This is a genomic window from Flavobacterium pokkalii, assembly GCF_014596575.1.
Classification (GTDB): Bacteria; Bacteroidota; Bacteroidia; order Flavobacteriales; family Flavobacteriaceae; genus Flavobacterium; species Flavobacterium pokkalii.
In genome coordinates this window covers 1-23,339 of record NZ_NASZ01000036.1, presented here as the reverse complement: position 1 = coordinate 23,339, position 23,339 = coordinate 1, and the positions used below count along the sequence as shown (strand labels likewise).

General features: G+C 33.2%; 20 protein-coding genes. All 20 read right to left on the bottom strand.

What is annotated here, in order from left to right; translation table 11 throughout:
- Positions 1-285 precede the first annotated feature (285 nt).
- The gene (locus tag B6A10_RS15995) at positions 286-579 is read right to left on the bottom strand and encodes a GIY-YIG nuclease family protein (protein ID WP_188221668.1); all 294 of its coding nucleotides are present in this window, start codon (positions 577-579) and stop codon (positions 286-288) included.
- A 416-nt stretch (positions 580-995) separates the two neighbouring features.
- Positions 996-1,970 carry an MraY family glycosyltransferase gene (locus tag B6A10_RS15990; RefSeq protein WP_188221667.1) on the bottom strand — a complete coding sequence of 325 codons (975 nt, stop codon included), beginning with the start codon at positions 1,968-1,970 and terminating at the stop codon, positions 996-998.
- Positions 1,971-1,985: 15 nt separating this feature from the next.
- Positions 1,986-2,918: a GDP-L-fucose synthase family protein gene (locus B6A10_RS15985; protein WP_188221666.1), complete on the bottom strand. Its 933-nt coding sequence runs from the start codon at positions 2,916-2,918 to the stop codon at positions 1,986-1,988.
- Between the two features lie 331 nt (positions 2,919-3,249).
- A complete protein-coding gene (gmd, locus tag B6A10_RS15980; RefSeq protein WP_188221665.1) occupies positions 3,250-4,368 on the bottom strand; it encodes a GDP-mannose 4,6-dehydratase in 1,119 nt (372 codons plus the stop codon).
- 9 nt (positions 4,369-4,377) lie between these two features.
- The gene (locus tag B6A10_RS15975) at positions 4,378-5,205 is read right to left on the bottom strand and encodes a glycosyltransferase (RefSeq protein ID WP_188221664.1); all 828 of its coding nucleotides are present in this window, start codon (positions 5,203-5,205) and stop codon (positions 4,378-4,380) included.
- Between the two features lie 33 nt (positions 5,206-5,238).
- Complete coding sequence (locus B6A10_RS15970) at positions 5,239-6,396, bottom strand: glycosyltransferase WbsX family protein (RefSeq protein ID WP_188221663.1); 1,158 nt, start codon at positions 6,394-6,396, stop codon at positions 5,239-5,241.
- 27 nt (positions 6,397-6,423) lie between these two features.
- Positions 6,424-7,578: an acyltransferase family protein gene (locus B6A10_RS15965; protein ID WP_188221662.1), complete on the bottom strand. Its 1,155-nt coding sequence runs from the start codon at positions 7,576-7,578 to the stop codon at positions 6,424-6,426.
- Positions 7,578-8,306, bottom strand: a complete 729-nt coding sequence (locus tag B6A10_RS15960; protein WP_188221661.1) for a glycosyltransferase — start codon at positions 8,304-8,306, stop codon at positions 7,578-7,580. Before B6A10_RS15960 ends, B6A10_RS15965 begins: the two co-directional genes overlap by 1 nt.
- Entirely contained in the window at positions 8,299-9,591 is a 1,293-nt protein-coding gene (locus B6A10_RS15955; RefSeq protein ID WP_188221660.1) for an O-antigen polymerase, read from the bottom strand. Before B6A10_RS15955 ends, B6A10_RS15960 begins: the two co-directional genes overlap by 8 nt.
- Positions 9,592-9,594: 3 nt before the next feature.
- A complete protein-coding gene (locus B6A10_RS15950) occupies positions 9,595-10,848 on the bottom strand; it encodes a glycosyltransferase (RefSeq protein ID WP_188221659.1) in 1,254 nt (417 codons plus the stop codon).
- 41 nt (positions 10,849-10,889) lie between these two features.
- Positions 10,890-11,840 carry a nucleotide-diphospho-sugar transferase gene (locus B6A10_RS15945; protein ID WP_188221658.1) on the bottom strand — a complete coding sequence of 317 codons (951 nt, stop codon included), beginning with the start codon at positions 11,838-11,840 and terminating at the stop codon, positions 10,890-10,892.
- 2 nt (positions 11,841-11,842) lie between these two features.
- On the bottom strand, positions 11,843-13,120 hold the full coding sequence (locus B6A10_RS15940; protein ID WP_188221657.1) for a flippase: 1,278 nt from the start codon (positions 13,118-13,120) through the stop codon (positions 11,843-11,845).
- Positions 13,117-14,103 carry a UDP-glucuronic acid decarboxylase family protein gene (locus B6A10_RS15935; protein ID WP_188221656.1) on the bottom strand — a complete coding sequence of 329 codons (987 nt, stop codon included), beginning with the start codon at positions 14,101-14,103 and terminating at the stop codon, positions 13,117-13,119. The genes B6A10_RS15940 and B6A10_RS15935 overlap by 4 nt, the downstream gene beginning before the upstream one ends.
- 42 nt (positions 14,104-14,145) lie before the next feature.
- Positions 14,146-15,537: a nucleotide sugar dehydrogenase gene (locus B6A10_RS15930; protein ID WP_188221655.1), complete on the bottom strand. Its 1,392-nt coding sequence runs from the start codon at positions 15,535-15,537 to the stop codon at positions 14,146-14,148.
- A 245-nt stretch (positions 15,538-15,782) separates the two neighbouring features.
- The gene (locus B6A10_RS15925) at positions 15,783-16,850 is read right to left on the bottom strand and encodes a Wzz/FepE/Etk N-terminal domain-containing protein (protein ID WP_188221654.1); all 1,068 of its coding nucleotides are present in this window, start codon (positions 16,848-16,850) and stop codon (positions 15,783-15,785) included.
- 80 nt (positions 16,851-16,930) lie between these two features.
- The gene (locus B6A10_RS15920) at positions 16,931-17,305 is read right to left on the bottom strand and encodes a four helix bundle protein (RefSeq protein ID WP_188221653.1); all 375 of its coding nucleotides are present in this window, start codon (positions 17,303-17,305) and stop codon (positions 16,931-16,933) included.
- A gap of 80 nt (positions 17,306-17,385) precedes the next feature.
- Entirely contained in the window at positions 17,386-19,809 is a 2,424-nt protein-coding gene (locus B6A10_RS15915) for an SLBB domain-containing protein (RefSeq protein WP_188221652.1), read from the bottom strand.
- A 220-nt stretch (positions 19,810-20,029) separates the two neighbouring features.
- Positions 20,030-21,076, bottom strand: coding sequence for a dTDP-glucose 4,6-dehydratase (rfbB, locus tag B6A10_RS15910; protein WP_188221651.1), 1,047 nt, complete (start codon positions 21,074-21,076; stop codon positions 20,030-20,032).
- A gap of 280 nt (positions 21,077-21,356) precedes the next feature.
- Positions 21,357-22,361, bottom strand: coding sequence for a mannose-1-phosphate guanylyltransferase (locus B6A10_RS15905; RefSeq protein ID WP_188221650.1), 1,005 nt, complete (start codon positions 22,359-22,361; stop codon positions 21,357-21,359).
- Positions 22,362-22,555: 194 nt separating this feature from the next.
- Positions 22,556-23,339, bottom strand: a 784-nt coding sequence (locus B6A10_RS15900) for a nucleotide sugar dehydrogenase (protein WP_188221649.1), incomplete at its 5' end; no start/stop codon positions are given.

Genomic DNA, 23,339 nt, shown 5'->3' with positions numbered 1-23,339 from the left:
AGTTCGAAGTATCGAGAACTATTCTGTACACAAGACTTCTCGATAAAAATTTTCTGAAAAGCTATTCGCATTTCTGAAAATTCACTCGAAGTGACGTACCCATTTATGAGCATGCGCCAGTTTATCCCCTCGTCAGTTCGAGTGATTTTTAAAGCCTAAATAATATTCGTTAGTAATTCTAATCATCCGCTTTAAAAATCGTATCGAGAACCGAGAACTATTTTTCCAACAAAACTTCTCGATACGCTTCGCTACTCGAAGTGACGTTCCCTTAAGCGAGAATCATTACTTTCCAAAATTCTTTTTTGCCAAATTAACCAACTCATCAAAATCATCATTAATTAATGCTTCTTTTTTAGCTCTAGACCATTTTTTGATTTGTTTTTCTTTTTCAATTGCTAAATTAATATCCGTAAACTCACAATAAAAAACTAATTCTAACGGTCTCCTATTAAAAGTAAAACAATCGGGGTAAAACCCTGAATTATGTTTAAACATCCTAGCCGACAGATTACTTGTAACACCTGTGTAATAGCTCCCATCAGAACATTTCAAAATATAAACATAAGACTGTTTCATCTCATTTCTTTTATTAAAACACTTTCGATAGTTGTAAAACTTCTCGATACGCTTCGCTACTCGAAGTGACGTAACAAAACCTCAGTTCACCGCACCGTCAGTTCGAGTTGAGAACTCATTTGCAACAGAAAATGAGTTCGAAGTATCGAGAACTATTTTATACACAAGACTTCTCGATAAAAATTTTCTGAAAAGCTATTCGCATTTCTGAAAATTCACTCGAAGTGACGTACCCATTTATGAGCATATGTCTGATTGAGGTCTCGTCAGTTCGAGTTATTTTTAAAGCTAAAACATTATTCATTATTAAATCAAAGCATCTGCTTTAAAAATTGTATCGAGAACCGAGAACCATCTTACAAACAAAACTTCCCGATACGCTTCGCTGCTCGAAGTGACGGGAACAGGGCGTCAGTTTATCTCCTCGTCAGTTCAGGTTCAGCATCCCTTTTTTTTAACAAATAAAACTTTAAGCTATAAATCAACAGTAAAGTAGGAATAATCATTAAAAACAACACTATATCCTGAACTTTATGATAAAAAAACACCACAACAACAGAAACTAAAACTTGTGCCAAAGCATAATACAGAGCCACCAAACGGTGTTGTATTTGATACTCATTACTTAATATCTGATACAGATGCAGTCGATGCGCTTCAAATATATTCTGTTTCAAATACAAACGATGCAAAATGGTACAAACCGTATCTGTTCCATAAACCGCTAAAAACAACAGCCACACTATAGAACTAGTTGCTAAAACCAATTTTAGCAACAGAAAAATAATCCAAAAAGCAATGGCTATACTTCCCACATCGCCGGCAAAACATTTGGCTTTTTTTCGGTAATTGAAATACAGAAAAACCAAGCTGGCCATCATCGCATATTTCATAAAATCGGAATCGGCAAAAAATTGAATGTTTTCATTAACATACCACAAGGCTCCCATGACCACCAAGGTATAAAGTCCTGTAATACCATTAATCCCATCCATAAAATTATACGCATTAATCAAACCGATAGCCACCACATAAGCTACAGCAATCCCTAAAAACGGCAGGTTTTCAAAAACAGCTGCCTCATAAAACACCAGCGTTATGGCTAAAAAATGAATCGAGATTCTTATTTTATTGGACAAACTTTGAATATCATCCCAAAAACTCACCAGACTCACTAATGTAATTCCTGTAAAGAAAAAATAATTATTCTCAATATGTTGTGCAAAATAAAGCAAGGCGGAAAACCAAAAAATGATTCCTCCGCCTCTTAACGTTATTTCGGTATGTGAGCTTCTTTGATTCGGTTTGTCAATGATATTAAAACGATCTGCTACTTTAAAATAGAGTAACATGATGATGACTAAAACAATTCCCAGTAATGTGTATTCCATTATGTATCTTGGAGATTACTCCCAATTCGTATCTTTAATTTCTTCGTAAACTTTCTGAATACCTTCTTCTAAAGACGTTTTTGCTGTCCAACCAAAAGCATTCAGTTTTGAAACATCCATCAATTTTCGAGGTGTGCCATCCGGTTTAGAAGTATCTGTTAGAATTTCTCCTTCAAAACCTACTATTTTTTTAACTAAATGAGCCAGGTCTAAAATCGAAATATCATATCCTACCCCAATATTCACCAAACCTTCTTCATTATAATTTTCCATCAAAAACAAACAGGCCGCTGCTAAATCATCCGCATGCAAAAACTCTCTTTTAGGCGTTCCTGTTCCCCATATCGTTACGGAAGCCTCGCCATTGCGTTTCGCAGTAATAAACTTACGAAGCATTGCCGGTAAAACATGAGAATTCTTTAAATCGTAATTATCATTAGGGCCGTATAAATTGGTTGGCATCACCGAAATGAAGTTACAGCCATACTGTGAGCGATAGCCATCACACATTTTAATTCCGGCTATTTTGGCAATCGCATACGGCTCGTTGGTTGGTTCTAAAAGTCCGGTTAGCAAATAATCTTCTTTCAATGGCTGAGGCGCCATTTTAGGATAAATACAGGAAGAACCTAAAAACATCAACTTCTTTACATTATTCAAATACGCCTGATGAATCACATTATTCTGAATCATCAAATTCTCATAGATAAAATCCCCTCTAAAAGTATTATTCGCTACAATCCCTCCGACTTTAGCTGCAGCTAAAAAAACATAATCGGGTTTTTCCTCTGCAAAAAAATCAGCCACTGCCTGCTGATTTCTTAAATCCAGCTCAGATGAAGTTCGTAACAAAAAGTTACTATATCCTTGTGCTTCTAAAGCTCTTAAAATAGCAGAACCCACCATTCCGCGGTGACCTGCAATATATATTTTGTCTTGTTTATTCATTTTTTATAATAAAAATCTGTATCAAAATCCTTTGGGTGAAATTATTAAAAACGTCAGTTCGAGTGTTTTTTGCGTAATGAAATGAAGCAAAAAATGTATCGAGAACCGTTTTTGATGATAAATTTTCTTGTTCTCGATACGATTTTCTAACGAAAATCACTCGAACTGACGAAAATTTACAATCAAAAACAATTTCACCCAACGCGTTATATCAAACTAAAATTTCAGGATATGAATTGAACGTCATGTAAGATTAGAGTCGTAAAAATTAAGCAACATAAATCTCATAACTGACAACTCACAACTCACAACTGATAACCAACTATTAAAATTAATTTTTAAAACTCAGGCGGGCTTCTTTTAACATCTTTTCTCTTTGCACATATTCCAAATCAGATGCCATCATTTCTTCCACCAATCCTTTTAAATCATATTGTGGCACCCAACCCAATTTGGTTTTTGATTTTGTAGGATCCCCTATCAATAAATCTACCTCTGTTGGACGGAAATATTGCGGATCAACTGCAATCACTTGTTTCCCTATTTCCAGTTGGTAAGCAGGATTAGAGCAGGCCGCTACATATCCTTTCTCAGCTACTCCTTCGCCTTTAAACTCAATAGCAATTCCTACTTCTGCAAAAGCCATACGAACAAAATCACGTACATAAGTCGTTTCACCCATAGCAATTACATAATCTTCCGGTTTCTCCTGTTGTAAAATACGCCACATTGCTTCCACATAATCTTTCGCATGTCCCCAGTCACGTTGGGCATCTAAATTTCCTAAATACAGGCAATCTTGTTCTCCTAAAGCAATAGCAGCGGTAGCCATCGTAATTTTTCGTGTCACAAAAGTTTCTCCTCTGCGTGGCGATTCGTGATTAAACAAAATTCCATTACAGGCATACATATTATAGGCTTCACGGTAATTTTTGGTAATCCAAAAACCATAAATTTTAGCTACCCCATAAGGAGAACGCGGATAGAAAGGAGAGTGCTCATCATACAGCCCTTTCTCATTTTTATTTTCAGCTAAACCACCGTACAACTCCGAGGTAGAAGCCTGATAGATACGGGTTTTTTTCTCTAAGCCTAAAATACGCACGGCTTCTAAAATTCTCAAAGTTCCTATTCCATCCACATTAGCCACATATTCCGGAGAATCAAAAGAAACCTTTACATGACTCATGGCACCCAGATTATAGATTTCATCCGGTTGTACCTCCTGAATGATTCGAATAATATTAGTAGAATCTGTTAAGTCTCCATAGTGTAACTTAAAATTCACATGATCCTGATGCAAATCTTGGTACAAATGATCGATTCTTTGCGTATTAAAAGAAGAGGCTCTTCGCTTCACCCCATGTACCATATATCCTTTTTCTAATAATAATTCGGCCAAGTACGAACCATCCTGACCTGTAATTCCTGTGATAAGGGCTACTTTCATTTTATTCTGTTATTTTTTAGCCAATTTGATTTTCTCAATTGTCAATTTATTTATTCTTTTTCTGTCTCTATCAATAAACCATCCCCATTTGTTAAAATAATAAAAAGCAGATGTAAAATACATTTTTAAGTTATTGAATGTTAAAAATGTTTTATAAATATGGTCATGATAAACCACCTGATATGGATAAAACAAAGTCTTAAACCCCGCATTATAACATCTTCTACTAATATCCAAATCCTCCATATGCATGAAAATTTTCTCATCAAATCCATTTATAGTTTTGAGTGCTTCACTACTAAAAACCATAAAACAACCGGATAAATAAGGCACTTCCATTATTTTATTGTAGTCACTGAATCTTAATTCAAATTTATCAGAAATCCTTTTTTTTATTTTGGAAAAAGGCAAAAATCTTCTTGCGAAAAAAACAAATGGGTTAGGCAATAATTTAGCAAGATACTGAATTTCTCCGTTAGGATATAATACTTTGGGCATAACTAACCCAATAGATTTATCTTTTTCCATAAAAAAAATAATATCTTCAATTACTCCTTTTGAATAATATACATCTGGGTTTAAAATAAGATGATACTTAGAAATATCAGAATACTTATTGATACCAATATTATGGGAAGTACCATAACCCGGATTAGATGGATTATGAATGTATTTCACTCTGGGATCAATTTTAATATCGGCTAAATTATTAGTAGGTGAATTGTCTATTAAAACCAATTTAACTTTTAAATCCGTGTTTAAAAAACTATCAATCGCATCTAGAACTTGCTTTCTATCATTTTTATAAATAACTAAACTACAAACTATATCATACATACATACATACATACATACATACATTCTTTCTATTTAATGTTTAGATTTTATTTCCTCTTTCAATTCATCTACAACTTCCTTAATAATTTCCAAATGCTTGAATCCATTCTTTTTATCAGGCTCTAAATAAGCTGATTCTGACCATTCATTCCATGCATTAAAAAATACATACGGAGAATTATTTCTAAAAGCTTCGTGCATTAGAAATCTAAAATTATTTTTCTTTTGTTCAAAAGAAAGTCCTGTAAATATTTTTGCATTTTTTTTATACCTTGGAGTATTATCCCAATCAAAAAAAGCACTTTCAAACACACTTAACTTATGCTCCTGATAGTCATTCATATAAGCTCTATCCTTTATTATACTCCATATTTTCCCTGAATCGAATATTTTGTATTTAGTCAACTTTTGATTTAACTTGGTCAAGTACAATTGAACTATATGAGGTAATTTTCTTAAAAATTGAAATCTTGCAATAATATTTTCTTCTTGAAAACCTTTGCTTGTATAAGCCTCTCGGGGTTGAAATTTCATAATTGCTTGATAAGAACTAAGAAAATCCGAAGATTGATAATCATGATTTTTTATGGCAATAAAATACAAACCATTTAATCCATTATTGATTGCCAAATCAGTCCAAAAAGCCATCATTTCCTTTGAGTTATTTATTAAAAAGGGTTGATAGATTAAAAATACGGGTTTTCCATCGATTTTGATTGCTCTTTCATCTTTAAAAAAGGGCAACAAATAATCAAAATGTTTTTTCCATATATTTTTATCATTAGTATGCAATTGCTTTTGAAGAAAAATTTCAGGCTTCCCAACCCAGCTTCTTGTCCAAGATTCATTGGCCCAAGTAACACAAAAGGAAATATCAATATCTGGATTAGATAAAAACACTTCCATAGGTTTTTCTAAATACAATTTCCCATCAAACCAATAATGATAGAACATAAAACCTTCTATTCCATAATTCTTCGCTAATTCAGCCTGTTTTTTTAATGTTTCCTTTTCACAAGGATTGTAATAATCTTCATTTAAAGGAACTCTTGGCTGATCATGTCCTTCATACAATGGTTCAGCCTCTTTTACTAATTTCCAATCAGTAAAACCTTTTCCCCACCACTTATCGTTTTCTGGTATCTCATGAAATTGTGGAAAATAAAAAGCAATAATTTTTGGTATTTTCATCGTTACGGATTAAAGTAATTGGGTTAATTATTTTTGAAAATATAACTTGACAAAAGTATATTTTTGAAGTGATAATTTTTTAATAAAATTATTTCCAAGCTTAGCCATTGGAGCTTCAATGAATGTTGTTAAAAAATATGAAAAAACAACCGTCACTAGTAATAAAAAAATCAATGAAAAAGTCAAAATTATAAAAGTATTTTTTATTCCAAAATTGTTCAAATATTGAATAAAAATCGGAACAAAAAATATCAATACTATTACATGTGTCAAATAAATAGCATAAGAAACTCTACCTATAAATTTAAAAAAATTCAAATTAAGAAGCTTTTGTAATCGCTTTGATGTAAAGCAATATAATAATACAAGAAAACTACCTAATCCCGTAATCATCCATATTAAATTGTCATTACTCAATATTAAAGAATATTCTCTTAAAACATAATAATAATACATCGGTAGCGTATATCGATAGGTATACAGAAATATTATAAAGAAAATCAACGCTATTTTATACTTATCTTTTATCCTCTTAAAATTTATTAAAATATAATCTTGACTCATCGCAAGAAGTACACCTAGAGAAAAGTGAAATATATAAATTGGAGCATTAAAACAGAAAAATAAAACTAGATTGAAAATAAAGAAAAAATAAAAATTTGACTTTTTATAAATTAAAAACAAAAATGGAATTAAGAAAGAAAATTGCATCTCTACCAAAAGAGACCAATTCTGAAAAACCAATTCAGCAAAACCATCTTCAGGCTTCATAAAAACAATTTGACCTACAAAATTTTTAAAATCCAAAGGTTGATTCCAAAATAAATTAATCCAAGAGCTAGAATCAGGAATTGTATGAGTTACCTTAAATAATAAATGCAATAATAAACTTATAAAAAGCACAAAAATATAGGCCGGCATAATTCTGAAAATTCTTTTCAGATAAAATGGTATTAATCCAATTTGATCTCTATTTTTCATAGATAGTGCTAACACATAACCACTTAACACAAAGAAAAAAGTAACCGCAGCGAAACCATCATAAAAAAAGTGCAACGGACTATAATTCACTGCTTTAAAAACCAAATCCAACCTATAAGCCAATACAAAATGGCTAATCACTACAGAAATAGAAGCTAACCCTCGTAGACTGTCTAAATATTCAATTCTTTGTTCTTTCATTAAGACAAACTATTCTTTGAAGTTTTAAAAAAATTTCTAATTGGATTAAACAATTTAATCACAACACCAATTGGACCAAAATACCTAAAAATAAGCTTAAGGGAGTCTTTCTTAAAGTCTAAATCAATATTTAAACTTGACAATCCCATTAAACTATAAACACTTATCGTTTTTTCTAAATAACTAAATTTAAATTCTTTTGAAGCCCATAATTTTAAATTAAGTGCATAATCCTCCATTAATCTAAAATCTTTGCCGTATTGATATTTTTCAAATACTGCCTTCGGAAATAAAATACTTTGATGACAAATATTCCTATTTATCAATTTTGCGGTATTAAACTTCCCTCCGTAAATTTTATTTGAGGGTGATAATAAAACATCTCCATAATATATAGTTTTATCGTCTTTCAAAAACATTGACAGTTCCTCAAGATTTATCAACAGTCGATCGTCTGCACCTAAAAAAAGAACATATTTCCCTGAGGCCATTGAAATTCCTTTATTCATTGCATCATATATTCCCGAATCTTTTTCTGAAATAACTTTCGATATACATTTATAATATTCATGAAGAATAACCATGGTACTATCAGTCGAAAGCCCATCGATTACAATGACTTCTGTTTGATCATTGATTCTAGTTTGAAGACTTTCCATTAATGCTCCCAAATGCTTTTCAGCATTATATGTAACAATAATAATTGAAATTAAATAATTTTTATGCATTAGCATTTTTTAATGAAAGATAATAGGAAATAATAACGAAGAAAGGCAATACCGTTAATAAGTTAATAAAATCTGCTAAAGCAGATTGAAAATCGGATTCTAGTTTTAATGCGGCATTTAAAAATAAAAAATAATAAATACATCCAAAAATATTGGACGGTAACAAATAAAAAAGCTTATTCCTGAAAAATGAAAAAACAGCTCCAATTACAAAACAATAAATAGGTGAGTAAACAATTCCAAAATAAACATAACTAAAGACATTCATCCGAGCGTTTGGTCCTCTAAACTCAACATCCGGATGATGATATTGCATTATAAAATATCCCATAGGCTCTGGAACCATTGCTCTAGGAATAATTCTCAGCAAACTTAAAGGACTACCAAATAATGCTATAAACCAGTTAACTGTAGGTACTAAATCAATAACATTGTTAGGATAAGCCATATAATAAACATCTCCAGACTGACCTATCCTTAATAACAAAAAAATGAAGGGATTAGCTTCTTCTTCTGACAACATTATTACAGCAAAAGCAGCTAACAATGCAATTACACCAAATTTAATTATAAACTTTTTTATTGTAAAAAATAAAGAGATATCACCCCAACGCATAGAATATAATGCATAAATAAAAAAAGCAAGTCCAAAAGACATAAAAGCTCCTTTTGATCCAGAAAGAACCGAAACTAAAAGAATAAACACTACACTTACATTGGTAAGCATTTTGAAAAAAAAACTCTTTCTTTTGAAGTAAACAAAAAATATTGTCAAAAAAATATGACACTGAAGCGTCACATCTAAAATTCTCTTTAATAAATTATTAATTCCTCCACTTTCACCATAAATACCTAATCTAGATTCTGCAAACAAAGGAATTCCAACCAATTTATATGAAAATAGTTGAAGTAATATATTTGTAAAACCAATTAAAATAAAAAACCACTTAATAAATCTAATTTCTTGGGTATTCTCATCTTTAATCTTAAGGACAGGAATGCGATCAACCTTTATAGGAGAAAACACTCTGAACCCAAGAAAAAAAAATATTTGAGTAATCAGAAAAGAAATAAATATTCTAGTTGTAATTGCATTTACAAAAAACAAAAAAATTGGAACTGTAATAGACATTGCAGAAAAAAAACAAGTAAATGTAAATGGATCTAACAATGATATATAATATTTTTTAAAAACTATATAATACACGAAAGAAACAATCAATACACTTGCCAGATATAGAGGCCAGTCATTAAAAAGTAGTTCAAAATATGCAAATGAATCCATTTTTTATTGCATTATTTCTTTATAAAATGACTCATATTTTTTTGCTATATGTTCATATCCAAAACGCTCCTCTATATTATTTCGCATTGCTTCAGAATTCCAATTTAAAGAAAGAGCAAAAAGTATTTTTTCTCCCATATCTTTTATACAAAAAGGTTTACACAAGAATCCATTAAAATTATCAATAATTATATCAATAAGACCAGATGTTTTAAAAGCTATAACTGGTACTCCACAACTTATTGCTTCAACTGCTACTTGACCAAAAGTTTCAAAATAAGATGGAACAACCACTAAATCTGCAGCACAATAGACCCTATTTAGAAAACTTAAATCATCAATTTTTCCAATAGACATTAATTCTACATTTTCAGCCAAACTAATTTTCTTTAAAGAAGAATCACCAAATACTAACAACGTGAATTTTTCTCTAATCTGTAATTTCCCCGCATATAAAATAGCCTTTTCTAAATTATCATATCCCTTTAACTGGTCTGTAAAACCATTTACCGCACCAAAAACAACCACTTTATTAGTCTCAGGAATATTTAAAACAACTCTACTCTCTTCCTTATTAAGTAATTCCCAAGAATTAACTTTTATGGGATTTGGAATTATTTCTGGACTCGAGTTTTTCCACAAAAAAGACCTTTTGGTTTCTTCAGACAACCACGAACTGACAACCACTGGCTGTATTTTTACCGTACTGAAAAATTTTTTTTTTCTTTCCCAAGTCCATTTGTCTATATCGATCCCCCTTGTTGATATGGGTTTATTAGATTTAGAATACCCCTCAATAAATCGATTAGATTCATCAATTTGAGTATGTTCAGATCCTAACATAGCCCATTTATCATGAAAAGTCCAAACTATAGGTTTTTTAATTTTTGGAAAATCCTCCAATCTAATAGTTTCATTTCCTATCCAATGGAGATGTAAAATATCAAATTCTAATTTCCCTAATCTTCTTATCACCGTCGACGGGAAAAAATTAATTGACCTCCCTGACTTATTACTCGTTTTTTGAAAATAGCCAACTAACTTATAAGCGATACGAACTCGAATATAAGTCCATAATTTATCAAAATAGGTAACGTTTAATGATATAGTATCTTGTTTTGTCGAATGGGTAATTGTAGCAATTTTGGAATCGATAGATTCAGAAAAAGATAAAGCATCGTTAATCCTGTTCATAGCAATACTCGCGCCTCCATAATTATCACTATACCCTAAATGAAGTACTTTTATCCTTTTCATTACTTCAACTCATAATTTTAAATATCAATACTATTCTTTAATTAAACGAATTTACGTTTTAACAATTGTAAACTATTAAACAAACCAAATCTTTTAAGAATAGAAACAATTTCAGATTTAAGACTAAATGACATAGCAAGTTCTCTATTTAACTCATAAATATCTGCTTCTTTGCAATGTAAAACAGTATCTGGATGTGTAATTGTATCAGGTAAAACTCCATATGCCATATTTGCGGCAGGATTATTCACATCAAACGTATGTGTAGCATCATCTGTAAAGCCTATATTACTTATTAAGTTATAATTAGAAATAACACACAAATGATTATTTAACAAATTCGTATAAAAGAACTGATAATCCCATGTATCAATAAATCCTCTTTTAGTCTCAAAAAAGGAATCATAAATTCTTCTTTTATATTTCTTATTATCCGTCAATGATACCAAAAGATCTTTTTTATATACACTGTCAAGATTTGACATCTTAAAATCATACTTATTCCAAACCCTTCTCCAACTGGCCCATCCCCAAATAGGTGATGTCTTAGAAAAATAATAATCTCCATTACCACGCAAAATCCCTCCCTGAAAATTAGTCCCACAAATGTGTCCTACTCTTTCATCTTTACGATACTTTTCTAACATCGCATCTACAAACCTAAAAAAATCATTAGATGGTAAACAATCGTCTTCCAATATAATTCCTTCTTCTTCATTATTAAAAAACCAGGTAATGGCACTACTAACCGCTTTACCACATCCTAAATTCTCTTCTCTGAATAGTGTAATCAATTCACATTCCCAATCGATTTGATTTAAAATAGCTTTCGTTTCCTTACATGCCAAATCATCTTTCCCATTCTTTCTCGGACCGTCAGCTGCTACATATAGTTTTTTAGGCTTAACATCCCTAATGGCATTGAATAAAATTTGAGTTTCCTTTGGTCTATTGAATATTAAAAAAAGAATTGGCGATTTTACCTGATACATAATTAAATAAATAAAATTGATTTGGTTTGAAGTATGAATATATGTCTTGTCTTTTTTAAGAAAAAATAATATAGATAAGAAGCATAAAACTGTGAAATTAATGTTGCTATTGCTGCTCCATTAATTCCGTATTTTGGTATTAATAGTAAATTTAAAATAACATTTAACCCCAAACCTTGTAAAGATTTTATTAAATTATGTTTATTTAAATTCTCAACAACAAGCATATTACCTGCTGCAACTCCCCAAAATACAAATACACCAGTCCAGATACTTATTTGTAATGCAAAAACAGAGAGGCTATATTCATTTCCATAAAGAAAATTTATAATAAAGTTTGAAGAAAAGGTAAAAAAAACAGAAATAGAGAAACTTATTACAAATAATAACTTAAACAATTTTAAACACACAGTGTGATAATTTTCTTTGTGTAAATTGAATTTCTCAACTAGTTTTGGAAAAAAAGAAGTCGCAAAAATCGTGGGAATAAAATACCATAATTCGGTAAATCGGGTAGAAACTGAATAAAGTCCTACGCCTCTTTCCCCAATCATATCACCTATCATAATTTGATCTAATCTCATGTACATCATAATTACTATACCAGAGAGAATTAATGGCCAAGCCTGCTTTAATAAAACTTTACAATACCTAATATTAAACTTCCATTTTTTTAAATTACCAATCCCATAATACAAAATCAATCCTGCACTACCTAGTACACATTCAATTAACGCTAAGAGGACGAAAGATAACAAAGAATACTCAAAATACACGAAAATTAATCTAAGAACAGAAACCAGAACAAAAACACTGTTCTTTACAACTACAGTCTTTCTTGACTGTAATTGAGATTGATTTTTTAAATCAATAACATCTAAAGTCTGAAACCACAAATTCAATGCTGTTAAAAAAGCTACTAGTAACAACATTGTATCTTTTTTAAAAAAATAAAAATATACTATAACAATCATAGTACTTATAAAAGAGCCTAGTAATCTCAAATAAAAAGCAGTGCCTAATACAATTGATTCCTCCTGACTTTTATCTAAAAGATGTTTAACTACAATTTGGTCTAACCCTAGAGTAGCAAAGGCACTTACAAGACTTATAAATGCAATTGCATAATTCCATTTCCCAAATAACTCAGGACCTAAATATCTTGCAACTAAAACACCTACAATTAAGCCAACACCTAGACGAAGAAATTTATCAAGAAACAACCAAATTGCATTTTTTGAAGACTCTTGACTTAAGTAATACACAACTTTTTCTTTCATAAAGCACTTACAAAATCCTTATTATTTTTAGTAGAATCTAATTGTTCTTTAGTGAAATTTCTGAAATAATCATAGGTGATTTTTAATCCCTCTTGTCGAGATACTTTAGGTTCCCAATCTAAAACAGCTTTAGCTTTTGTAATTTCCGGCTGCCTTTGTTTTGGGTCATCTTGTGGTAAAGGCAAATAGATTATTTTTTGATCGGTGCCAGTTAATTTTATAATTTCCTGTGCAAAATCATTCATGGTTATCTCATTAGGATTGCCAATATTTACAGGGTAAGCATAATCAGACATTAATAATCTGTAAATTCCCTCAATCAAATCATCCACATAACAAAAAGAACGAGTTTGAGTACCATCCCCAAAAATGGTCAAATCTTCTCCACGCAATGCCTGACCAATAAATGCAGGTAAAACTCTCCCATCATTTAATCGCATTCTCGGACCATAAGTATTAAAAATCCTAACTATTCTTGTTTCTAAGCCATGAAATGTATGATAAGCCATGGTAATGGCTTCTTGAAACCTTTTTGCTTCGTCGTAAACACTTCTAGGACCAACCGGATTAACATTACCCCAATATTCCTCAGGCTGTGGGTGAACAGTCGGATCTCCGTATACTTCCGAAGTTGATGCAATTAAAAATCTTGCTTTTTTTTCTTTTGCTAAACCTAATAAATTATGAGTCCCTAAAGAACCTACTTTTAAGGTTTGAATAGGAATTTTTAAATAATCAATTGGGCTAGCCGGAGAAGCAAAATGTAAGATATAATCTAATTTTCCTGCAACATGTACATAATTGGATACATCATGATTATAAAACTCAAAATTCTTATTTGGAAATAAATGCTCAATATTTTTTATATCGCCGGTTATTAAATTATCCATACCAACAACCTGAAAACCTTCCGCTATAAAACGATCACACAAATGAGATCCTAAAAAACCCGCCGCACCTGTAATTAAAACTCTCTTACTCATCAAAAATTTATATTAGCCATTATTTACTTATCAAATCTTATTTTAATTTCCTATACCTTGATATACAAAACCAATTTTTTCCAATGCTACTTTATTCAGTATATTTCTACCGTCAAAAATAAAAGCCGGTTTTTGCATATTATCATATATTTTTTGCCAATCATATTGAACAAATTCATCCCATTCGGTAAGTACAGCAACGGCATGTGCTTTTTCACAAGACAAATAAGGATTATCAAAAGTGATAATGCTATCTGCATTTTCCTCTGAAGTTCTTGTTTCAAGATAATCCAAATCAGCAAGGATTTTTCTTCGGGACACTTTAGGATCATAAACCACAATTTTTGCTTGCTCATTAATCAAATCATCAGCAACATAAATAGCAGCAGATTCACGAGTATCATTGGTATCCTTTTTAAAAGCCCAACCCAAAAAAGCAATTTTTTTATCAGCAACGGTGTTGTAAAGTGTTTGAACGATATTGTTCGAAAAACGACGTTTTTGATGGTCATTCATAATAACAACCTGTTCCCAATAATCGGCTACTTCATTCAATCCATAGGATTTTGCTATATAAACTAAATTCAATATGTCTTTTTGAAAGCAAGAGCCACCAAAGCCTACCGAGGACTTAAGAAATTTAGAACCTATTCGACTATCCATTCCTATCGCTTTTGCAACCTCATTCACATCAGCTCCAGTCTGCTCGCAAAGTTCAGACATGGCATTAATGGATGAAATTCTTTGGGCTAAGAATGCATTGGCAGTCAATTTTGATAATTCAGACGACCATACATTGGTAGTTAAAATTTTATTTTCCGAAACCCAATTAGCATATACCTCTACCAAGACCTGAATTGCTTTTTGTCCTTCAACGGAAGTATCACCTCCAATTAAAATACGATCCGGATTTAATAAATCCTGAACCGCAGTCCCCTCCGCCAAAAACTCTGGATTGGAAAGAATTTGGAACTGTACTCCATTTCCCGTATTGTCCAAAATACTTTTTATAGCCTCTGCAGTCCTGACTGGTAAAGTCGATTTTTCAACTATAATTTTATTATCCTTAGCAATCTTAGCAATCTGTCTGGCGCATAATTCAATATACTTTAAATCAGCCGCCATACCTTTTCCTTTTCCGTAAGTCTTAGTTGGTGTGTTTACGGATATGAAAATAATTTCTGCTTCATCTATAGCCTTATCTACTTCGGTTGAAAAAAACAGGTTTCTTCCTCTGGCTTCGGCAACAATTTCAGACAATCCTGGCTCATAAATTGGAATATTATCAGTATTCTCATCATTCCATGCCAAGATTCTTTCTTTATTTAAATCGACAACTGTAACTTGGATGTGTGGACATTTTTGTGCAATAACAGCCATAGTTGGTCCTCCCACATAACCAGCTCCAATACAGCAAATTTTTGTAATTTTCATTTATTTTATTTCTCTTATTCAGAATTTTTAAACTTTGTAAATAATTTTTAAATATTATTACAAAGTTATTTTGTCTTTTATCTTTGATAATTTTCTCTTTATCACACTTAAGATTAACAATCTACAATCTCTCGTATAAAAATATAACTCGATACAATTACTTAAACTTTACAATACAAAACGCAAGTACGATTTTACTAAGATATTTATCATCAATAATTCTTACCCTGAATTCTTTAGCACATTTAAACCAATATTATTTTTAATATCCTACGAATAATCAATCCCAAGACAACAAAAAAACCCGCTAGAAAACCACCCAACAATATCCCTTTAGCTTTTCCAAACTTTTCTTTAGGCAAAGGTAAAATAGGCTTGTCAATCACCTGAATCAAAGGCGTTTCTTTACGCAAAGTTACTTTAGCTAATTCGGTTTGTTTTACTAATTCTGTCAAGATAGCGGTATTCGCCTGCACATCCACCTGTCTACGGGCGGAAGGCGTACGGCGTACATTTAAGGCCGGATTCAGATTGAAAGTATTGTCATTGGCTACTGCTACTCCCGTTATCGCTCCGTTGAGTTCTCGACGGATAGAATCGGTTTGTCGTTCTAAAATCTGCATATTTTCACGGGCTTTCTTGCTTTTGGTCTCCACGTAAAAATCAGATACTTCTTTCGCCAAAGCTTCACAGAAATATTTCGAAAACAATTCATTTTCGGAAGCTACATCGATACTGATAATAGAGATTTTTTTATCTTTTTGCGCTACGGATAAACTTCCCTTCAATAAATTCTCATAGATCTTACCCATAACACTATCCTGAACTCTGGTAAATTGTTCACGACGGGCATTAGGCAGAAATTCCAATTTAGCCAATTCCGTTTTTTTCTCCCATGCTTTTCGCCATTCGTTGTTTTGAATGTACATCTCTGCCAGCGACATCGTCTTATCGTTTACTACTACCGGACTTAACAGGGTTTGTTCCACCATCGAACGGGATTTGAACAATTCCGTTAAATTAGAAGCTGAAAAGGCTCCACCACCGCTACCGCCTAAATCAAAACCTAAGGAAGATGCCAAACCTAAAGCACCACCTAATCCTCCTCCCCCTTTTTCATCTTCTAAGGCAAAAGATAAAGTCGCGGTATAAATTGGTTTTTTAATAAAAGAATAGCTCAGCCCTAAAGCTGCGCCAACAAGTCCGGCCAGCACAATCACTTTCCATTTCGAAAGCAAATAGTCCCACCATTCTTTCGCTTTTTCTATCAGTTCCTTTAAGGATATTTCGTCGTTTGGATATTGTTCGTTCATTTTTTCAGTTGTGAGTTGTCTGTTATCCGTTCTCGGTTTACTGATTAACAGATAACGGATAACCGAGAACACATAAAAGTTTATTCAAATTTATTCCAATTATTTTCTACATATTTTAAAAAGGAGAACAACTTAGCTCCTAGAATATCATAGTCAGTTTTCAATTCTTTCCATTCTGCTGTAAATTCGGGATATAATACCCCTAATTTTTCCAGATGACATAAGGTTTCTAAATTACTGGCATGAGAATAAGTCAAAAACTTGATAAAATCCTGTTTGTATCTTTTTCTTCCATACCCTTCAACGATATTAGTAGCTACTGAATCTGAAGATCTTCTTAACTGACTACCTAATTCATACAATTCATACTTAGGCAATTGCAAAGAAACACGGTGTATCTTATAAAATAACGACAAACTCAAATTGTAAATATCTAAATCTTTATAACTCTTCATTTTTTTATCGTTTTTTTTGTTGTCTGTTAACTAATAACCCATAACCGATAACAGAGAACCGATAACTCACAACCCACAACTTATTTAAAAGCGGTAATAATCAACAAGGCTAAACTGCTAAATACACTACCAATACTTACCCATTCACCGGTGCTCATTCGTTTTCTTTCCGGCTTTTCAGGAACTACAATCTGAGAATCTGGGGTTACCTTTGGATAAGATTTAAAGAATAAAAACGAAGAAGTCACATCGGCTTTACCATTAGGATAAATCACATAGGCCTTTTTCTTCCAACCTTTGCTGTTAACCCCTCCAACGGCATTAAGATAATAATTCAATCCTTTACTTTTTCTGTAAGGAATCTCAGAATTCAACAATACATTTCCGGACACCTTCACACCTTCATTAAACGTACTCACCACAATTTCATCCTCAGGGAATAAAGTAACATTAGAATAATGTTCCTTATTTTTTTCTATCTTTTCCCAATCTAAAGGAATAACCGCAAATTTGGCTTCCTCTTTTAACTTTTTAGTCAACTTTTCTTTTAGTGTATCATTTTTAGATAAATTCAAATCGATACTTTCTATATCATCAATTTGTTCCTGCTTGATAGGCCTTAGAATTTTCATCCCTTCGATATTGGCTACAGAGGTCAATCCACCGGCACGCATCACCACATTATAAACCGATTCTTTTTTATTGGCTAAGACATATTTCCCGGGATAAACCACCGCACCACTCACTTTAACCATCTGCGGTTTTTCATATACCGCCATTCTTCGAATGTTAATTACATCAAAAGGCTGTAAAACAAAGTTCTTTGCCTGCTCATTATTATCGGCTGTAATTTCTAATGCAATCAATTCAACACGCTTTGGATCATTATCATCCCTTTCATCCGACTTAATCATTCGGGCAATTTCCACACGCTTTGAAGCCGAACCAGTTAATCCACCCACCTGCACAATTAAATCGTTCAGACTTAAATTGTCAACATAGTCATATTCTCCCGGATTTTTCACCTCCCCATCAATCGTTACCTTATAATCTTCTTTAAAATCCAAAACAGAATAAATCGTTACTTCGTCTTCCCTTTTTAAAGCAATATCTGCAGTACGATCTCCCGCCAAAACAGCCGCCAAATCAACTGTAACAATTTCAGTGGTCAAATCGGATTGTAGACGAATAATTCGGGCTCTTTTAGTATAAGCATCTTCTTTTAAACCTTCCGCTCTCTGAATCAGATCAGAAACCCGCATCCCTTCACTGTACGAATAATAATCCGGTCTGAAAACAGCTCCTTCAATTTTAATACGGTTTTCGAAACGGTTCAATATTTTTGTAATTCGGAAAACATCTCCCGCCTGTGGCTGGTAAGACGAAAATTCCTTTTCACTAATATCCTTAACTTTAAACTCTTTTCCGGTTTTTTGGGTAACATTCACCGAAGCCGTATAAGCAAATTCATTGAAGCCGGAAGCAAAACGCAATAAATCGGAAAAAGTTTCTCCCTTTTTCATCTCAAAAATCCCCGGACGTTTTACTTCTCCCGTAACCGTAACCCTTTGGGTATACACCGGAATACGAATCACATCATTCTCCTTTAAAGTCACATTATCCGACTGATCGCCTTTGACCAAAAAACGATAAATATCGACATACTTATAAACCTTATTATTTCGAATTAATTCGATATTTCGGTAACTGCCGTTTTTTCCCGGCCCTCCGGCCAAATGTAAGGCATTATATACCGTTGCCAATGAAGAAATGGAATAATTCCCCGGCTGTTTTCCGCCTACAATGGTAATACTAATGGTACGGATACGACTCAAACTAACACTCACCTGAGACTGCCCCGAAGCCACCGTACTATAAACCCGGGCAATCGCAGCCTTTATTTTTTGGGTAGCAGCCTCAATGCTCATACCGGAAACTGCAATTTCTCCCACATATTGAATGGAAATTTTCCCTTCTACACTAACAGGAATGCTGGCATTATATTCCTGTACTCCATAGACACTCACCTGCAATTCATCACCAGGGCCTAAGATATAATTAACTGGAGTAGCCAGATTCGAATCGGGTTCAAAATTCAAGGTTGGATTATCAAACAACTCCGAACCAAATATCATCGCATTGACAGAATCCTTCACCTTGTTATTGGCAATTTTGTCCAAAACACGTCCCGAATTATTTGTCTTTCCAGTCGTATTCCCGGCTGCCTTATTATTTAAGGAACCTGTGGAAAGACTGTTTAATCGTTCCTTCAATTTGGCAAATTCAGCAGCACTCATTCCTTTTGACAAAGCCATCGGTTCTGCCTGCTCAATAGTCATATGATTACTTTGCAATTGTGCTTTTATTTTAGCAATATCGGCATCCGATAAATTGGCTACTTTTACCGTACTCAAATCACTGGATTTTAGTATATCCTGAGCATGGGAGTGGTATGAAAGTAAAAGTGTAAAAAAGAATAAAAAAACGACTGTTATGTTTTTCATTTGTCTTTATTGTTTTTCGATGATATTAGTAATTCAAAAAATTATATGCTGTTGATCTGAAATTATTAAAAACGGCTCCCGATACACGTCACTTCGAGTAGCGAACCGTATCGAGAAGTCTATAGTAAACCATCGTTCTCGATACATTTTTATAAAAATGCTACCGCTATTTTATAAAAAAACTCGAACTGACGGCTGCTGAATTAACTGAGGCTACCGCTTACGAATATTGTTTTTTATAATAATCTTTATAAGCCCCGGAAGTGACATTTTTAAGCCATTCCTCATTCGCCAGATACCAGTTAATGGTTCTTTCCAAGCCTTCTTCAAAAGTCACTGATGGTTTCCAGCCCAATTCCCGGTTAATCTTAGTCGCATCAATGGCATAACGCAAATCATGTCCCGGACGATCTTTGACATAAGTAATCAACTGCTGAGAAGTTCCTGCTGCCCTGTCCAATTTTTGATCCATAAGCTGACATAATAATTGGACCAAATCGATATTCTTCCATTCGTTAAAACCACCAATATTGTAGGTTTCGTGATTTTTACCTTCATGAAAAACCAAATCAATTGCAATAGCATGATCCTCTACAAAAAGCCAGTCACGGGTATAATGACCATCCCCGTAAACCGGTAACGGCTTATTATGAATAATATTATTAATAAACAACGGAATTAATTTTTCCGGAAAATGATAGGAACCGTAATTATTGGAACAATTGGTCAACACATAAGGCAGTCCGTAAGTTTCTCCATACGCTCTGACAAAATGATCCGAACTTGCCTTTGAAGCCGAATAAGGCGAATTAGGATCGTAAGGAGTTGTTTCCGTAAAAAGTCCTTCTGCACCCAGACTTCCATAAACCTCATCGGTACTGATATGATAAAAGCGTTTGCCTTCAAAATTATCTTTCCACTGATTTTTGGCCGCATTAAGTAAATTCATCGTCCCAATAACATTGGTTTTCACAAAAGCTAACGGATCTTCAATAGAGCGGTCAACATGAGACTCCGCTGCTAAATGCAGCACTCCGTCAAAATGATGTATTGAAAACAGTTCGTTAATGAAAGCTTCATCCACAATATCTCCTTTGACAAAGGTATAGTTCTCGCTATTTTCAATATCTTTAATATTTTCCAGATTCCCCGCATAGGTCAGCGCATCTAAATTATAAATGTGATATTCCGGATATTTGGTCACAAAACGTCTTACTACATGCGATCCGATAAATCCGGCACCACCGGTAATCAGTATTTTTTTCATTTTATTTTTTTAATTTTTCAATTTAACCTATTAGATAAAATAATCAAAACCTTCACTTCGAATGTTTTACGCAGTGTAACGGAGTAAAAATTATCAAGAAGTCTCGTTTACCAAATAATTCCCGATACTCCAAACCGCTTTTCTGTCGCAAAACTGTTCTCAACCCAAACTGACTCGTGAGTGTTAAAGTTAGTCTCTTTATCCGTCACTTCGATTTTCATTATAAAATCGTATCGGGAACAAGAAAATTAATCCTCAAAAATCAATGTCACCCAATAGCTTAATTTAATAATTCGGAGTGTTGATTTTCTAATTCATTATATAAATCTTTCACATCCTGTGAATATTCTTTTTGCAAGACCAGATTGGCATTTTCAGTGGCCACTAAAATGGTATTTTTCATACCAATGAAAGCCGTATAATTTTGAACCCCTATCACCATATTACCATGTTCATCCACCGGGTGTCCTTTGGATAACAAATAATCATAAACCGATTCAAAAGAACCCAAATCAGACCATAAAAACTGTGAGTGAATCACCTTTATCTTCTTAGAACGTTCCATCACCGCATAATCCACACTAATAGAAGGTATTTCCAATGACAATTCCAAATCTAATTTTCCATTTTCGCTATGCTCCCAGACTTTTTTAGCTCTTTTATACACCTTAGGCTGGAAATGTTTCAATTCGTCCAGCAATACACCCGCCTTAAAGCAAAACATTCCGGAATTCCACAAAAAATTCTTTTTGGCAATAAAACTCTTCGCCGTCTCTAAATTCGGCTTTTCTCTAAAAGAAAGCACATTTTCACCCTTAGCTTCAATATAACCATAACCGGTTTCCGGTTTAGTAGGCACAATTCCGAAAGTAACAATATTGCCTTCTTTCGCTTTTGAGATGGCATCTGCAACTGCAATATCATATTGTTCTTTACCTTCAATGATATGATCCATTGGGGTCACAATCAAAATATCCTCCGGATCGGCAGCAAAGGCAGCAAAAGCAATCGCAGCTGCAGTATTTCGGGGAGTAGACTCAACAATATCGAGGTACGGGATATTTTTCTTATCCAAAATAGCCTTACTCAAATTGCAATTATCAGTATTCCCAACTACAATAACCTCATCAACTATATCTCTATTTCGATCTACGGTCAATTCAAACAAAGATTTTCCGTCAAAAATTTCTAAGTATTGTTTCGGCTGGCTCTTACGGGACAAAGGCCATAAACGACTCCCTACTCCTCCGGTAAGAATAACGTGTATAATGTTGTGTTTTTTCATTTTTTATCAGTTGTGGGTTATGAGTTGTGGGTTGTGGGTTGTGGGTTGTTAAACAACAAAAGTCAACATGAAATTTTTCTCTTGTCTTATTTTCCCAATTTACATTTCCCTAGCTCTCCTCAAGGAGGAAATTCGTAATGTATAAACGAAACGAATTCCCCTCTTAAGAGGGGTTAGGGGTGTGTTATTTCCAACTACAATCTACCATCAACTGCTGTTCCTAAAACGCCTTTTACATCATATAAAACACTGCTCTCTTTCTGCAATGTCGACAAATCCATGCTTAGAAATTCAGCATGAGCTACTCCTAACACTAAGGCATCATATTTTTTTCCTTCGATAGGTTTAGAATTGCATTCCAGTCCATATTCATGCTGTACTTCTTCCGGATTAGCTAATGGATCACAAAGCGTAATTGCGATTCCATATTCCTGTAACGCTTTAATCACATCCATGATTTTGGTATTGCGTACATCCGGACAGTTTTCTTTAAAAGTAATTCCAAGCATTAATAGTGAAGCACCATTAACCGAAATTCCTTTTTTTATCATTAATTTGACTACCTGGGAAGCTACATATTCCCCCATACTATCATTCAATCGACGTCCGGCTAAAATAATTTCAGGATGATAACCCAATTCCTGTGCTTTTTGCGCCAAATAATAAGGATCAACCCCTATACAATGCCCACCTACAAGTCCTGGCTTAAAAGGCAAAAAATTCCATTTGGTTCCCGCAGCAGCCAGTACAGCACTGGTATCAATATTCATTAAACTAAATATTTTAGCCAATTCGTTCACAAAAGCAATATTGATGTCCCGTTGCGAATTTTCAATCACTTTAGCCGCTTCAGCCACTTTGATAGAAGGTGCCAAATGCGTTCCGGCAGTAATCACCGATTGATATAAGGCATCTACTTTTTGCCCGATTTCGGGAGTAGAGCCGGCTGTTACTTTTAAAATTTTATCGACCGTATGT

What these genes read in the sequence shown, in the direction of transcription:
- B6A10_RS15995 (WP_188221668.1), bottom strand. Translation starts at nt 579, where the DNA reads ATGAAACAGTCTTATGTTTATATTTTGAAATGTTCTGATGGGAGCTAT.
- B6A10_RS15990 (WP_188221667.1), bottom strand. Translation starts at nt 1,970, where the DNA reads ATGGAATACACATTACTGGGAATTGTTTTAGTCATCATCATGTTACTC.
- B6A10_RS15985 (WP_188221666.1), bottom strand. Translation starts at nt 2,918, where the DNA reads ATGAATAAACAAGACAAAATATATATTGCAGGTCACCGCGGAATGGTG.
- gmd (WP_188221665.1), bottom strand. Translation starts at nt 4,368, where the DNA reads ATGAAAGTAGCCCTTATCACAGGAATTACAGGTCAGGATGGTTCGTAC.
- B6A10_RS15975 (WP_188221664.1), bottom strand. Translation starts at nt 5,205, where the DNA reads ATGTATGATATAGTTTGTAGTTTAGTTATTTATAAAAATGATAGAAAG.
- B6A10_RS15970 (WP_188221663.1), bottom strand. Translation starts at nt 6,396, where the DNA reads ATGAAAATACCAAAAATTATTGCTTTTTATTTTCCACAATTTCATGAG.
- B6A10_RS15965 (WP_188221662.1), bottom strand. Translation starts at nt 7,578, where the DNA reads ATGAAAGAACAAAGAATTGAATATTTAGACAGTCTACGAGGGTTAGCT.
- B6A10_RS15960 (WP_188221661.1), bottom strand. Translation starts at nt 8,306, where the DNA reads ATGCATAAAAATTATTTAATTTCAATTATTATTGTTACATATAATGCT.
- B6A10_RS15955 (WP_188221660.1), bottom strand. Translation starts at nt 9,591, where the DNA reads ATGGATTCATTTGCATATTTTGAACTACTTTTTAATGACTGGCCTCTA.
- B6A10_RS15950 (WP_188221659.1), bottom strand. Translation starts at nt 10,848, where the DNA reads ATGAAAAGGATAAAAGTACTTCATTTAGGGTATAGTGATAATTATGGA.
- B6A10_RS15945 (WP_188221658.1), bottom strand. Translation starts at nt 11,840, where the DNA reads ATGTATCAGGTAAAATCGCCAATTCTTTTTTTAATATTCAATAGACCA.
- B6A10_RS15940 (WP_188221657.1), bottom strand. Translation starts at nt 13,120, where the DNA reads ATGAAAGAAAAAGTTGTGTATTACTTAAGTCAAGAGTCTTCAAAAAAT.
- B6A10_RS15935 (WP_188221656.1), bottom strand. Translation starts at nt 14,103, where the DNA reads ATGAGTAAGAGAGTTTTAATTACAGGTGCGGCGGGTTTTTTAGGATCT.
- B6A10_RS15930 (WP_188221655.1), bottom strand. Translation starts at nt 15,537, where the DNA reads ATGAAAATTACAAAAATTTGCTGTATTGGAGCTGGTTATGTGGGAGGA.
- B6A10_RS15925 (WP_188221654.1), bottom strand. Translation starts at nt 16,850, where the DNA reads ATGAACGAACAATATCCAAACGACGAAATATCCTTAAAGGAACTGATA.
- B6A10_RS15920 (WP_188221653.1), bottom strand. Translation starts at nt 17,305, where the DNA reads ATGAAGAGTTATAAAGATTTAGATATTTACAATTTGAGTTTGTCGTTA.
- B6A10_RS15915 (WP_188221652.1), bottom strand. Translation starts at nt 19,809, where the DNA reads ATGAAAAACATAACAGTCGTTTTTTTATTCTTTTTTACACTTTTACTT.
- rfbB (WP_188221651.1), bottom strand. Translation starts at nt 21,076, where the DNA reads ATGAAAAAAATACTGATTACCGGTGGTGCCGGATTTATCGGATCGCAT.
- B6A10_RS15905 (WP_188221650.1), bottom strand. Translation starts at nt 22,361, where the DNA reads ATGAAAAAACACAACATTATACACGTTATTCTTACCGGAGGAGTAGGG.